At 63.6% G+C, this 14,813-nt stretch carries 8 protein-coding genes; 3 read left to right on the top strand and 5 right to left on the bottom strand.

Going from position 1 to position 14,813, the window contains the following annotated elements; all coding sequences use genetic code 11:
* Window positions 1-156: 156 nt before the first annotated feature.
* The 4 genes from JOZ79_RS10855 to JOZ79_RS10870 all read right to left on the bottom strand — a co-directional run bounded on the left by JOZ79_RS10855 (window position 157) and on the right by JOZ79_RS10870 (window position 8,571).
* Window positions 157-1,680, bottom strand: a complete 1,524-nt coding sequence (locus tag JOZ79_RS10855) for a tryptophan halogenase family protein (RefSeq protein WP_294074021.1) — start codon at window positions 1,678-1,680, stop codon at window positions 157-159.
* Window positions 1,677-3,182, bottom strand: a complete 1,506-nt coding sequence (locus tag JOZ79_RS10860) for a tryptophan 7-halogenase (RefSeq protein WP_366514816.1) — start codon at window positions 3,180-3,182, stop codon at window positions 1,677-1,679. Before JOZ79_RS10860 ends, JOZ79_RS10855 begins: the two co-directional genes overlap by 4 nt.
* A complete protein-coding gene (locus JOZ79_RS10865) occupies window positions 3,179-4,720 on the bottom strand; it encodes a tryptophan halogenase family protein (RefSeq protein WP_294074023.1) in 1,542 nt (513 codons plus the stop codon). The genes JOZ79_RS10860 and JOZ79_RS10865 overlap by 4 nt, the downstream gene beginning before the upstream one ends.
* 158 nt (window positions 4,721-4,878) lie before the next feature.
* Window positions 4,879-8,571, bottom strand: coding sequence for a TonB-dependent receptor (locus JOZ79_RS10870; RefSeq protein WP_294074025.1), 3,693 nt, complete (start codon window positions 8,569-8,571; stop codon window positions 4,879-4,881).
* A 387-nt stretch (window positions 8,572-8,958) separates the two neighbouring features.
* On the opposite strand from JOZ79_RS10870, the gene JOZ79_RS10875 reads away from it, so the two are divergent.
* Window positions 8,959-10,587, top strand: a complete 1,629-nt coding sequence (locus tag JOZ79_RS10875) for a sodium/sugar symporter (RefSeq protein ID WP_294074027.1) — start codon at window positions 8,959-8,961, stop codon at window positions 10,585-10,587.
* A gap of 19 nt (window positions 10,588-10,606) precedes the next feature.
* Window positions 10,607-11,935 (top strand): cellulase family glycosylhydrolase, encoded by a 1,329-nt coding sequence (locus JOZ79_RS10880; RefSeq protein WP_294074029.1) that lies wholly within the window; start codon window positions 10,607-10,609, stop codon window positions 11,933-11,935.
* On the opposite strand, the gene JOZ79_RS10885 is transcribed toward JOZ79_RS10880, so the two are convergent.
* On the bottom strand, window positions 11,932-13,152 hold the full coding sequence (locus JOZ79_RS10885; protein WP_294074031.1) for an alpha-galactosidase: 1,221 nt from the start codon (window positions 13,150-13,152) through the stop codon (window positions 11,932-11,934). The genes JOZ79_RS10880 and JOZ79_RS10885 overlap by 4 nt on opposite strands.
* A 350-nt stretch (window positions 13,153-13,502) precedes the next feature.
* Between JOZ79_RS10885 and JOZ79_RS10890 the strand changes: the two genes are divergently transcribed.
* On the top strand, window positions 13,503-14,813 hold a 1,311-nt coding region (locus JOZ79_RS10890), incomplete at its 3' end, for a beta-galactosidase (RefSeq protein ID WP_294074033.1).

The raw sequence follows: 14,813 nt of genomic DNA on the forward strand, positions 1-14,813 counted from the left end.
CATGGCTCGCTCGCCATTCGCGAAGCAGATCGCCGATCCGGGTCAGCGTCTCGTCCGGCGTCGTCGTCGGCACCGTTTCGCGCGCGATCACGCCTTCGGGCCCTCGCGCGAGGATGACCACGCATTTCGTGCCGCCGAGCTCGACCCCGGCGCAGGTCAAGCCGCGCTCATCTCTCGCGATGAGCAACAACCGCGGATGAAATCACCATGCGACGGCAGCGCATCGACTTTCTGCCGGATCGCCGACCGGATCCGCGACAGCGTCAGCTCCAGGTCATCCTCGGACATGAGGTCGGCGAGCGGGTGGTAGCCCTCGGGTGTCAAGCCCTGCCCATAGAGAACTGCAAACCAGCTGACCTCGCTGAAGATGTCCGACCAACGCGGCTTCACCTCCCCGCGCGCCCTGAACATCTCGAGCTTTTCGGCGAGCGTGTCGGGGATGCTCATGTGCCGGCAGTACCGCCAGAACTCCGTGTCCTCGCGCTCGGTCACCTTGTAGTGTGCGATGATGAAGTCGCGGATCGACTCGTACTGGAACCGCATTTCTTCGTTGAATCGGTCGATCAGGGCCGGGTCGGGCCGCCGCGCCGGGAAGAAGTCGAGGAATTTGGAGATCGCCGCCTGAACCAGGTGGATGCTCGTCGATTCCAAGGGCTCGAGGAAGCCGCTCGACAGCCCGAGCGCCAGGCAGTTCTTCACCCATGACGCTCGCCGTCGCCCAGCCTGAAACCGCAAGACCCTGGGATCGGCGAGCGCGCTGCCGCCAAGGGACTCGACCAGCCTGGAGGATGCCTCGTCATCGGAGATGTAACTGCTGCAGTAGACGTAGCCGTTGCCCGTTCGGTGCTGGAGCGGGATGCGCCACTGCCAGCCGGCCTCGCGGGCGCGCGCAACCGTGTACGGAGCCGGCTCGGGCATGCGTTCGGCAGGCGCCGCGGCCGCACGGTCGTTCGGCAGCCAGTGACTCCAGTCCTCGAACCCGGCCTTGAACACCTGCTCGATCAGCAGTCCACGGAAACCGGAGCAATCGATGAAGAAATCGCCTTGGATGGACGACCCGTCTTCCATCTGCACCGCGTCGATGAACCCGGTCTCAGGATCCTGCCGGACGTCGACGACCTTGCCTTCGCGGCGGATCACCCCTCGCTTTTCGGAATAGCGGCGCAGGTAAGCGGCATAGGTGGAGGCGTCGAACTGGAAGGCATAATTGATGTTGGGCTGACCGCTCCCCGCCGCGCCGGGAGTCCGACCAAACTTGCCGAGCCGAGCCGCCTCGGCCTCGGCACTGAACCTGAGCTGGTCTGGATCACCGCCGGACTGCGCCCACCGAAGCCAGTAATGATTGAACGACACCCCGGTCCGCAAGTCGGCGCCGAGTAGCCCGAAATTGTGGAAATAGCGTTCGCCGACGCGCCGCCAGTCGACAAATTCGATGCCGAGCTTGAACGTCGCGTTGGTCTCGCGAACGAACTCGTCCTCGTCAATCCCGAGAAGACGATTGAACAGCTGGATCGGCGGAATCGTCGATTCGCCAACCCCAACCGTGCCGATCGCTTCGGATTCGATCAGGGTGATCCGCCGCTGCTGCGTGCCAGCACACTTGGCGAGCGCCGCAGCAGCCATCCAGCCGGCCGTTCCGCCGCCGACGATCACAAAATCGCGCGCAGGCTCCAAGCTCATGCGCCGGCCTGCAGTGGCATCTGCTGCTCGGCCGCGATGAACTGGTCGACCGCCGGCATCCGGCGCGCGAGCTCGGCAACAGCGCGCAGCCGTTGCTGCACCATCTCGACATGTGCCTCGGCCGGAAGGACATCGACGCGCGGGTCATAGCCCTGGGGGACGATGCCGCATCCGGTCAGCAGCGCGGCCCAGCCCTGCTCTTGAAAGGTCTCCTCATCGGCCATCGGTATGATCGCGCGGGCTCGGAACATCCCGGCCTTTCGCGCGAGGCCGGGCGGCGGCGCGGCATCTCGCACCCTGTCCCACATCGCCTCGTCGTAGCGGCGATTGAACAGGTAATGCGCGGCCTGGAAATCGCGCAGGTTGGACCCGAACGACCGGATCGCGGCGTTGTAGGCACTCGCCTCCGGGGACTTACCTGCCGTTGCCGGGAATAGACTCACGAGGTGGGAAATGCCGGCTTGCGTAACCTGCATCTCGACTCCGTCAATCGGGTCGGGCGCGATCGCGGCCTCGCCGATGGCCACGCAATTGCCGAGCCACGGAGACTGCCGGGCACCCGGCCCCAAGTCGCTGACGACAGCATCGCCACTGATCCTAACGCGCGTGATCACTCCGGCGAGGTCGGCGACCTCCGAATCCTTGGCCGCCGTGCTGCTGTAGGCAGCTACGACAGCGGTGCGGTCCTGCAGCGGGAACAGTCCCACCCAGCCGCCGTGGAAGGCGGACACCTGGCTAAAAGCCGGCAGGCTGGGCATGCGCGGCGCGCTCGCCGCCAGCAGCCGGTCGCACGGCAGCCATTCGCTCCAGGATTCGAAGTGCGCACTGGCGAGACCGCCGATCAGTCGCGCCTCGCGCCCGGACGCATCGACATAGAGGTCGGCTTCGATGCGCGTTCCGTCGGCGAGCTCGACCCCCTCGATCGTATCGCCGGTGATGCCGACACCGCACAACGGGGACGCCGCAATCTCGATCCCTCGTCGCAACGCGAGTTGCTTCAGCAATTCCGCATAAGCCTGCGCTTCGAGCTGATATCCGTAGCTCGCCGACAGAACAGCATTTTCATCGACGGGCAAAGGCACCGCGTTGAGCCGAGCGCAGCCAGAGCCAAGCGAGAATTCCTCAAGGCCGACACGAAGCCCCTCAAGCGCGGCCTTCGCCCAATATTGCAGGAACGGCAGCCGTCCGCCGGGCGGCGGCTCGTCATCATAAGCCAGCATGAAGGGCGGCGCGCCCTTCGCCCAGTTGGAGAAGCGCTGCCCGACCATCGGCACTCCCCGGCAAGCGTCGAGGACCAGGCGCTCGTCCACGCCCAGCAGCCGATGCAAAGACGCCAGGGTCGGAAGCGCCACATAGACATCGGCCCGCGAAAGCCGCGAGCCCAGGTCGACCGCATGGATCCGAAGCCCGGTCCGCCCCAGTGCGCTTTGCAGGGCCACCACCGTTAGCCACAGGCTAACGTCTCGACCGACCACCGCGACCGATGTGACTCGCCTGCTCACAAACGGACTTCCGCTTCATGGAGATGCCGGTCGTCGACCTGCGGCGCACCGGCGTAGCGCGCAACGAACGAGGCGTGCTTCGGCATCTCGTCGACGCGGTCGCGGATATCCTCGCGGATTTCGTCGAGATCTTTCAGCGCACGGTTCAGCGGTGCCGCATCCGCGAGCGGACTGTAATGCTCCGGCGTCAAACCCTGGCCGAGATAGACGCTCAGCCAGCTCGGCGGCGTGAACAGGCCATGACGATATTGTTCCACGATTCCGGAATGACGGAACAGGCCGATCCGGCGCCGCAGGCTGTCGGGCACGTCCATCGCTGCGCAATAGCGCCAAAGCTCCGTGTCCTCGCGACTGTTCAAATGATAGTGGAGGATCAGGAAATCGCGGATCCGCTCATATTCCAAGTCCATGCGCAGGTTGAATTCATCGACCAGCCGCTGATCGTGTCCCTTGGTCGGAATCAACTCCAACAGGTGCATGATCGCGATCTGGATCAGGTAGATGCTCGTGGACTCGAGCGGCTCCAGGAAACCGCTCGACAAGCCGAGCGCAACGCAGTTCCGCGCCCAGGAGTGCACCCGCCGGCCGGCCTGAAACTTCAGCATCCTCGGCTCGGCGAGCAGCGGTTCGCCGAGGCTGTTCAGAAGCTCCGCGCGCGCCTTGTCTTCGTCGATGAAGCGGCTCGAGAAGACGTAGCCGTTTCCTGTCCGGTGCTGAAGCGGGATGCGCCAGCGCCAGCCCGCGTTCATGGCGATCACGCGCGTGTACGGCGTCAGGTCGCCGCACCGTTCGGTCGGCACCGGCATCGCCCGGTCGCACGGAAGCCACTTCGACCAGTCGTCCCACCCCGTCCCGAACCGCCCCGCGAGCAGTAGCGACCGGAATCCCGAGCAATCGATGAAGAACTGCCCGGCTATCCGCTCGCCGGATTCGAGGACCAGCGCCCGGATGTCGCCAGTGTCCGGGTCCTGCTCGACGTCGCGGACCTTGCCCTCGATGCGCTGAACGCCGCGGGCTTCGACGAACCGCCGCAGGTACTGCGCATAAAGGCTCGCGTCGAAATGATAGGCGTAGGAATAGGTCGAGTTGACGGTCGACTTGCCCACGGCTGGAAAATCGAAGCGGTTGGCGTTCGCGGCCACGCAAGCGAACGAGAAGTCCTGGATATCCCAGTCACGCCCGGCGTCGAGCGACCGCCGCCATTGCTGGTGGAAGCCGAGCCCGGCCTGCGCCGATCCGTGAACCCCGAACGGGTGGATGTAGGACGAGCCCTTGAAGCCCCAATCGACGAAATGGATGCCGAGCTTGAACGTGGCATTTGTCGCCCGCATCATGTCGGCTTCATCGATCCCGATGGAATCGTTGAAGTTCTTGATGTGCGGCAAGGTCGCTTCGCCAACTCCGACGATGCCGATTTCATCGGATTCGACCAGCCGCATCCGTCGCCGGCCGGCGGGCAGCAAGGCCGAAAGGGCCGCAGCCGCCATCCACCCCGCGGTACCTCCACCAAGGATCACAATGTCGAGCGGTTTGTCCACGTGTCGTCGTTCCGTCGGGCCGTCCTGACCGGCTACTTCAGCAGTCCAGCGGCGTCACGCCCTTTCTCGTAGGAGCGAAAAGGGGCGCCGCTCGACCGAGCGACACCCCCTTTTATTCAGCCCGACCGGTCAGTGGCCGAAGCTCCGGATGTCCCGGGTCAGAGGCCGCGCTCGCCCGCTGCCGGCGGAGGCGGCGGCGGTGCCGGCGGAGGCGGCGGTGCTGGGCACGCATCGGTGGCCAGGATCACCGTTCCATCCGGGCAGGTCTGCGTAGCTGCAGCGACCGGCGGAGGCGGAGGTGGCGGCGGAAGAGGCGGCGGCGGGGGCGGCGAGCCCGAGGCCATCTTCCAACGGACCCCGAGGATGAACCGCCGGTCGTTCTGGAAGTAGGCGTTGGGAGTCAGGACCACCTTGCCGTCTGGCTTGCCGTCGCCGGTGATGTCGCTGTCTCGGTCGGCGACCTGCTGCAGCAACTTCGTCCTCGTATTGAGGAGGTTGCTGCCCTCGACGCTCAATTCGAGGTTGTCGCTCACGCTGTAACGCACAGACGCATCGAGATAGCCTGCGGCCTTCTGCCAAACCGGGAGATAGACGCAGCAGTCGACCGCCGTGACCAGGTACTTCGACCGCCAGTTGTAGGCGACACGCGCCGAAAGCTTGCCCTTCTCGTACATCCCGACGAGGTTGTAGGTGTACTTCGACAGGCCTTCGAGAGCGCCCGGGTTGAGCGCCGTCCCGGCGTTGCCGGGGTTCGTCGTCTGCCCCGTCGACCCAACCGGTGTCAGGTTTGAATTCGGAACGCCGCTGTTCTTCACGTAGGTGAAGTTGGCCTGCACGCCGAGACCGCTGAGCGGCCCAGGGAGGAAGTCGAAGAATCGCTGGTAGTCGACTTCGAAGCCCTTGATCTTGGCGCCCTTGCCATTTGCGGGCCCAACGACCTGGACTGTGCGGGTAACACCGTTGTTGGTGATGTTCTCGTTGAAGATGCCGTACTGAATGTAGTTGGTGAAGTTCTTGTAGAACGCCGCCACACTGAACTGTCCGACGTTGCCGAAGTAATTTTCCAGCGAGATGTCATACTGCCAGGCTTCGGTGGGCCGCAGATACGGATTGTAGGCACTCGCAGTGTAGCTCGGATTCACGCCGATCGGCTTGCCGTTCGAATCGAGGATCCACCGAGGATCAGTGAAGTCACCTCCCGTAGATGTGGGCAGACTTTGGCTGACGCCGATGTAATTCTTCAGGAAGCCCATGTCGGGGCGGGAAATCGCCTTCGACGCCGCGAAGCGGATCAGCCACTTTGGCGACAGGTCAACGCGCAGGTTGAAGCTCGGCAGGAAGTTGTGGAAATTATTGTGCGCCGTGCTCTGCGAGCCGCCACCGCTCGAGAAAGCGATGTCCTCGGCGGACTCGTAGCAATATGACGGGTAGGGCGCACCACCGCTTTCAGGCGGCTTGTATCCCTGATCACCCGGAATGAGCGCCTTTCCGACGAGTCCCCCCGTCACTAGCGCGATCCGCGGACACAAAGTCGTATCGCCCTGAATGGTCGGGTAGCGGACCGAACCCGTGCTGGTGTCACGGGTCTGGACGTAGCGAAGACCGATGTTGCCGCTGATCTTGAGGCCGCCGATCATGGCGTCCGGACCGCCGAACTTGAGCATCGCGTAGACCGACTTTGTCGATTCGTCGACGTTGTTGATCTCATCCGGAGTGAAGCAGCTGTTCGGCATCTCGACCGGTACGGAGGTGCCGGCCTGGCCGTTGCGCTGACAGATCGGAATGTATCCACCGACGCCAGTCACATCGCGACTGAACAGGTCAGCCTTGTGCGATTCGAGGAAGCTGAACGGCACGAACGGGAAGTTGCCCAGCTGGCCGCCGAAGAAGGAAGCGCCGAATGGCGAGACTTCGTAGAAGCCCGACGGGTAGCCCTTGAAAGTCTCGCCCGTGGACAGACAAGTGCCGCCCGGCTGGCTGTCGAGATTCCAGTACGGGTGCGGGTTGGTGCCGGTGCCGCCGGGATCGCAATCGGTCCAGGTGTTGGCAACGTTCTGCCAGTTGTAGGTGCTCCACTGGACCAGCTGCTTCCGGTCCGCGAAGCGCGCCCCGAACTTCAGGCTGTTCAGCCAATCGCTGTGGAAGTCCCACTCGCCGTCGCCGCGGAGGGCATATTCATGGCCATGGCTCCGCTCGAGGTGATCCGAGACCGAACGCAGGAACCAGTTGTCGGGGTTCGACAGCCCGCCGGCCGACTGGTTGACGTTGGTCGGATCGCTGAGCGAGATGCGCGGCAGGTCGCCTGTGGCATCGAGCCCGACATTGGCGAAGGAGTGGAATTCCACCGAGAGGTCGTAGTTGTCGACGCTCGCCTTCACATACTGGCCATCGAAGTTGAAGTGGAGATCGTTGGTCGGATCCCACTTCACGTTGAGCGACAGGTCCTGAGTGACTTCGCGATTCTGGTTGATCCGGCTGCCGGTGCCGACCTGCGGCGCGTAAACGGCATTGCCGTTCGGACCGTAGACGCAGCCGATCGCCTGCGTTTGGCCGGGCGCGCACGAATTGAACATCGGATCGCCCTGATCATTGACGCCGTAACCGACGTTGATGCCAGGAGCAGGTGCGGTGGGGTGGCCATCGACACCCCAGTTCGGCGGTGCGCCCCACCAGAAGTTGCTTCCGTCCACGCCAGTTGTGCCGGACTGGAAATTGCCATTGGAATCGAACGTGAAGTTCGGGGTCCCCGGGATGACGACGGGAATGTGACCGCTCAGATTGTTGGTGTTGCCACCGACGATCGTGCGGACGTTCTGGCCGTAAAGGTCTGGCCCAAGTCCCCAATCACCGAAGTTCCGCTCCTGCCAGTTGTTCTGGTAGAGCGACCGGATGTACTGCGCGGTCAGGAGCAGCTTGCCGCTATTGCTTTTCCACTGGGCGGCGCCCGAGATTCCGTAGCGCTTGCGGTCGTATTTGGTGTTCAGGAACTCGATCGATGCCGGGAAATAGGTCGTCGACGGCCAGTCCGGATTGCCGTTGGCGATGATCGCCGTTCGGCCATACTGGATGCCCTGCGACAGCGTCGTGACGTGCGAAAAGGCAACGTCGGCCATGATCCCGAATTCGCCGGCGTCCGTCTGCCAGCGGTTGCTGTAGAAGCCGTTGATGTCCGGCGTCCACTTCTTCGACAGGTCGCCGTAGTTCGCCTTGAGGCCGATCTGGATCAGCTGGCCCGGCGCGTCGAACGGAACCCGTGTGCGCAGGTTGACCGAGCCGGCAATGCCGCCTTCGATCATGTCCGCGGTCTGGTTCTTGTACACGTCGACGCCGGCCAGAAGCTCGGGCGTGACGTCCGTCCAGTTGAGCCCGCGGCTGCTGTTGGCGCTGAAGGTGTCGCGGCCGTTGAACTCAGAGCGGACCTGCGGCAGGCCGCGGATGATAACGCCCGACGGCTCGGCCGAAAAGTGGGCCGTGTCGCTGGTTGCGGCGAATCGGTTGACGGTGATGCCCGGGACGCGCTGGAGCGCTTCCGCGACGGACTTGTCCGGGAACGCGCCGATGTCGGTCGCCGTGATGGAGTCGACCACCGTGTCGGCATTGCGCTTGATCTGTTGCGAGGTCCGCAACGCGCGCCGCTGGCCAGTGACGATGATTGGGTTCTTTACGCTGTCGCTTGCTGGCGCAGTGTCCGCATTGGCGTCCGTCGTCTGGCTGATCGGCTTGCCAGTGTCCGTCGACTGAACCTGCGCGCTCGCAACCGAGGGCTGCAGAAGCGCAACGCCAAGAACGATCGTGGATGCGCCGCAGCGAAGCGCGCGGTTCGTTGCAGTGCGAGCCGACAGTCCGAACATCTATCTTTCTCCCCAATCCCCGACTTACCGGGAAAACGCTTGCGGCAAGCCGCCCGCTCGCGAGTCGTGGGGGTTATGATAGCGCTACCAGAGCAATCCAAACGCGAACGGAAAGCGCAGATTTCCAATCTTTTCTGCTTTCCGACCGCGTCGGGTCTGGTGACCCTCTCCCCACTCACTCTCGTGAGCCACTGAATTCGTATGCAAAGATTTTGCGCAGTCAATCGCGCCGCACGCAGCGCCGTCACTGACCGTCGCGCCTGTTGCTTCGCAGCCACAGAAGCGAAATGAAACTGACATGATTTGGCGCAAGGCGATGCCGCTCTTGCGCTTGTCGGCCGCGCGGCCGAGCGATAGGTCTGCAGCCGTTTCGGGGGGAATGTTGTCATGTCGCTGTCGACAATCGATGTCGCCGTTGTCGTTCTCTATGCGATCGGCATCTTCAGCCTCGCGCAGTGGGTATCGCGCGAGCGCGCCGGGCACCAAAAGGACACGAGCGACTATTTCCTCGCGTCGAAGAACCTGCCCTGGTGGGCGATCGGCGCGTCGCTCATCGCCGCCAACATTTCCGCCGAGCAGATCGTCGGCATGTCCGGATCCGGCTATGCCATCGGCCTTGCCATCGCCTCCTATGAATGGATGGCCGCGGCGACCTTGTTGATTGTCGGCAAGTTCTTCCTGCCGATCTTCCTCAGGAACCACATCTACACCATGCCGCAGTTCCTCGAGCGGCGGTACGGCAGGGTCTTGCCGGTGATCATGGCGGTCTTCTGGCTGGCGCTTTACGTGTTCGTGAACCTGACTTCGATCATATGGCTCGGCTCGATCGCGGTGAACAAGGTCGCCGGCATCGACCAGACCGTCGCTCTCGTGATGCTCGGCGTGTTCGCCTTGCTTTACCAGATCCGCGGCGGCCTCAAGGCGGTCGCGCTCACCGACATCGTCCAGGTCACCCTGCTCGTGCTCGGCGGTCTCGTCGTCGCATATCTGACGCTGAAGAACATCGGCGGCGGGGACCTCTTCTCCGGCTGGCACCGGCTCGTCTCGACCGCGCCCGATCATTTCCACATGATCCTGAAGAAGGGCGACCCGCATTACATCGACTTGCCCGGCCTCAGCGTGCTCGTCGGCGGCATGTGGATCGCCAATCTGAGCTACTGGGGTTTCAACCAATACATCATCCAGCGCGCGCTCGCCGCCAAGAGCCTGGACGAGGCGCAGCGCGGAGTCATCTTCGCCGCTTTCCTGAAGCTGCTCATGCCGGTGATCATCGTCCTTCCCGGGATCGCCGCGGTCGTGCTCGCGCCGGGCCTGCCCAAGCCGGACGAAGCCTATCCGACGATGATGCGACTGCTTCCTTCCGGGCTGCTCGGGCTGGTCTTTGCAGCGCTGATCGCCGCGATCGTCGCGTCGACGGCGTCGAAGATCAACTCGATCGCGACCATCTTCACCCTCGACCTCTATGCCAAGTTCCGGGGCGAGCCGACCAGGGCCGAAAACGATCGCGAGGTCAGTACTGGCGAGGAAAGGCACCTCGTCCTCGTCGGCCGGGTCACCGCGATCGTCGCGATCGTCATCGCCATCATCGTCGCGAAGCCGCTCGTCGGAAGCTCGGAGCAGGCCTTCCAGTACATCCAGGAATTCAGCGGTTTCTTCACGCCCGGCATCACCGTGATCTTCCTGCTCGGCCTGTTCTGGAAGCGCGCGACAGAAGGCGGCGCAATCGTCGCCGCGGTGACTTCCGTGCTCCTGTCCACGATCATGAAGTACACCCTGCCCGCGGCCGCGCTCCCGAAAGGCGTCAACGACTACCTGACGCCGTTCATCAACCGCATGGGCGTCGTGTTCCTGGTGTCGCTGGTCCTCGCGGTCGTCGTATCGCTGGCAACGAGGCAGCGGCCCGACGCCGATACCATCGATACGGCCGACGTTCGCTACAGGACGAGCGCCGGCTTCAACGCGGGAGCGGTCGGCGTCGTCCTCGTCCTCATCGCTCTCTACGCCACTTGGTGGTGAGCGCATCCAAGGAAGACTCATGCCGACACGCCGTGAATTGATTGTCGGAACGTCCGCGCTGCTCGCAGCCAGCTGCGTCACCGCGCCGTCGTTCGGTGGCCCACGGTTTATCCGGACCGCCGGGATGCACCTCACGAGGGGCGGCGCGCGCTATCCCGTCGTCGGCACGAACATGTGGGCGGCGGCTTATCTCGGTGCCGAAGCACCCGTCGGCAACCGCGGTCGCCTCGAGCGCGAGCTTGACCGGCTGAGCGGAATCGGCGTCGATAATGTCCGGATCCTCGGCAGCTCCGAGTTCTCGCCGCTCAAGAATTCGGTTCGCCCGACCTTTCGCGACCAGAGTGCCAGCTACAACGAGAGCCTGCTCCGAGGCATGGACGTCGCGCTCGCCGAGATCGGACGTCGCAACATGACGGCCGTCATCTACCTCACCAATTTCTGGGAATGGTCGGGTGGCATGATGACCTATCTCTACTGGACGAACGGCGGCCGCTACATCAACATGAATGACCCGGCTCATCCCTGGCCGGAGTTCGCCGACATGTCGTCGCAATTTTACCAGAGCGCGCCTTCGGTCGCGATGTACCACGACTACGTCCGTGCCGTGGTCGGCCGCCGCAACAGCGTAACCGGCGTTCTCTATCGAGACGATCCCGCAATCATGGCCTGGCAGCTCGCGAATGAGCCTCGCCCCGGCGGCAGCCCGCAGAACGGCCGGGCCCACATGGCGGCCTATCTCGCCTGGATCGACGCGACCGCGCGCCTCATCAAGTCAATCGATCCCAACCATCTCGTCTGCACCGGCAGCGAAGGCACGCAGGGCTGCATCGAGGACGACACTTGCGTCGTCGATGCGCATTCTTCGCCCGCGATCGACTATATGACGGCTCACATCTGGCCGCAGAACTGGAGCTGGGCAGACCCAAACAATCTCGCGGGCACCTGGCCGACCGTCGAGACCAACACTCGCGCCTATTTCGCACGCCAGGCCGCTGCCGCAACCCGCCTCGGCAAGCCTCTGGTGATCGAGGAGTTCGGCTTCCCTCGCGACGCCGGCAGCTACGAACCGGCTGCGACGACCGCCTACAAGGATCGCTTCTACGCACTCATCTACGAGCTGGTGGCGGAGAACATGCGCGCCGGCGGCCCGGCGGCGGGCGCGAACTTCTGGGGCTGGGGCGGCGAAGGGCGTGCGCAGCATCCCGACCATCACTTCGTACGCGGCGATACTAGCTATCTCGGCGACCCTCCGCACGAACCGCAGGGCTGGTACAGCGTCTTCGATGCCGACGCGTCAACACAGGCCGTGATCCGCAACTTCGCGAACGCGGCCAGGTCGGTCGGCTAGGAGTCGAGCCGGAACATCGCCACCCCGTGCGGCTCAACGGTCGCCGTGAGAGCGCCTGCCCGCATGTCGACCTGTCGATGTGCCCACAGGTCCCGAGCGTGCATCTGGCCTTTGCCGTTCAGCCCGATCTGCTGCGCGGTAGCGGTAATCGTCGCCGGCTGCTGGCTGCGATTGAACAGCAGCACGGCGATCCCTCCATTTGCCAATGGCTTGGTCCACACCTCGCTTGTGCCCTCCGTGGCGACTCGGTGACCCTGAGCGCCGAGACGGTCCTGGTCGATCGCGATGACCTCGCTGTTGAGCAGGATCGACCGCGTGTTCTCATCCATGTGCGCGATGTCATTTCCGGCGATCAGCGGAGCCGCCATCATTGCCCATAGCGAGAAGTGCGAGCGATATTCGGTTGGCGTCATTCCGCCGTTCCCGACCTCCAGCATGTCGGGATCGTTCCAGTGACCGGGGCCAGCATAGCTCCACAAAGGCTCATTCAGGTCGACGATATCCGTGACCGTGTGCGCCCAATCGCGCTTGGGGTCCTTCGTCGAGAAGCTGTCGAAGATGTCGCCGGTGGTCCGCCACAGGTTGCCGGTGTTCTTCGCCCAAAGCCACGGCTTGGCCGTACCCCATTCGCACATGGAAAAAACGATTGGTCGCCCGCTCTGGCGAAGCGCGCTCGCCATAACGGCATAGGCTTCCCTGGCGTTTCGGTCACCGGTGTTGCACCAGTCGTACTTGAGATAATCGACGCCCCAGCGGGCGTAGGTCAGAGCATCCTGATATTCATGCCCCTGGCTCCCGGGTCGTCCGCCGCAGGTCAATCGGCCGGCGTCGGAGTAGATCCCGAACTTCAGGCCGCGGGAATGGACGTAGTCGGACAGCGCCTTGATGCCGGACGGGAATTTCTGCGCGTCGGCAGTGATGAATCCATTGGCATCCCGCGGTCCATGCCAGCAATCGTCGATCACGACATACTGGTACCCAGCGGCTTTCATCCCCGAAGCTGCCATTGCATCGGCCGTCGCGCGAACGGTCCCTTCGTTGACGTCGCAAGCGAACTTGTTCCAGCTGTTCCAACCCATTGGAGGCGTCAGTGCAAGACCGTTCGGCGCCTTGTTGACCTCGGCTTGAATGGTGTCGCCCTCAACGCCGGCGACCGCTTGCCCTGCGCCAAGAGCCAAGAGAACTAAAAGCGCAACGAACCTCGCAAACCGCTGCATTTATTCCTCCGTCGTCTATCCTAGTGCTAGCGCTAACACTCCGATGATCAAGCAGGAACGCGCTTGAAGTGCATTGCGTGGCTGCTGGCGCCGTCGATCGCCCTCTCGGCGGCTGCGGCGACGACTGAGGATGTGCCGGCCACGCCTCGACCTTCCTTTTCGGTTCTCTCGGAAGTTCGTCGCCCGCGATCTATGCTTTCGGCATCACGGCCGCGGGATCTTCTGTGCCCGCCATCGACTGCCCCCTTGCGTTAGCGCTACCAACGCGCGATGCCTCGCTTTGGGAGATGGGTCGAAAAGCACTGATTCACCGCTGTCTTTTGGGTGCCGGGCTTGCACTTGGCACGACGATGGCTCTCGCTCAGCCCTTCCCCCTGCCGCACTTCGAGCACAAGTCGGGCAGGCACGCCTTCATCGTCGATGGGGCGCCATTCGTGATGCTGGCCGCGCAAACGAACAACAGCAGCAATTATCCCGCCGAGCTGCCCAAGGTCTGGCAGGTCGTCGACCGGCTGCACGCGAACACGCTCGAGATTCCGGTCGCCTGGGAGCAGATCGAACCGACGGAAGGTCGTTTCGACTTTTCCTGGGTCGATACGCTGGTCACGCAGGCACGGCAGCACAATGTCCGCCTCGTGCCGCTCTGGTTCGGCGCGTACAAGAACACGAGCGCGGGCTACGCTCCTGAATGGGTCAAGTCCGACACCCGCCGCTTCCCACGCATGATTACCAGGGACGGCAAGACTCACTACGTTTTGTCGCCGCTTGCTGCCTCGACGCTGCAGGCGGACTCCCGAGCCTTCGCCGCGCTGATGCGCCACATCCGCCAGACCGACCCGCAACACACCATCGTCATGGTGCAGGTCGAGAATGAGACCGGCAGTTACCAGTTACCGCGCGACTTCTCGCCCGTCGCGGAGCGCCTCTTTACGAAACCGATCCCCGCCGAGCTCGCGCGCCACACCGGTAGGAGCGGCATCTGGACGGAGGTGTTCGGTTGGAAGGCCGACCAGGCTTTCAACAGCTGGTACACCGCGCACTACGTCAATCAGGTCGCGGCCGCCGGCCAGGCCGAGCTCGACCTGCCGATGTACGCCAACGCTGCGCTCAGCGACCCGTTCAAGGAAGAAGGCGCGCAATATGGCGCCAGCGGCGGTCCCAACTGGAACGTGCTCGACATCTGGAAGTCGGCAGCGCCGCAACTTAGCCTAGAGGCGCCCGATCTCTATGACCGGTCCGAGAGGACTTACCACAAGCAGATCGACAATTACGCCCGATCCGATAATCCGCTGTTCGTGCCGGAGAACGGCGACGCGAGGGAATATTCGCGTTTCCTGTGGCTTGCTCTGGGCAAGGGCGCGATCGGCTGGGCACCGTTCGGGATGGATGCCACCGGCTATTCTAACTTCCCGCTCGGCGCGGAAGTTCTCGACGGCGAGACGCTCAACGCCTTTTCATCGAAGTACGCCCTGCTTGCGCCGATCGCGCGCGACTGGGCCAAGTTGGTGTTCGAACATCCGACCATCGGCTTCGCGAAGCCCGACGACGGTGCCGACCAGACGCAGTCCCTCGGCCGCTGGAAGGTCACGGCCCAATATGGCCAGTGGCAGTTCGGTGAGCGCGATGCGACTTGGATGAAGATGCCGAAAAACCCGGCCAGC

The sequence above is a fragment of the Sphingomonas sp. genome (assembly GCF_019242355.1).
In the GTDB taxonomy this organism is placed as follows: domain Bacteria; phylum Pseudomonadota; class Alphaproteobacteria; order Sphingomonadales; family Sphingomonadaceae; genus Sphingomicrobium.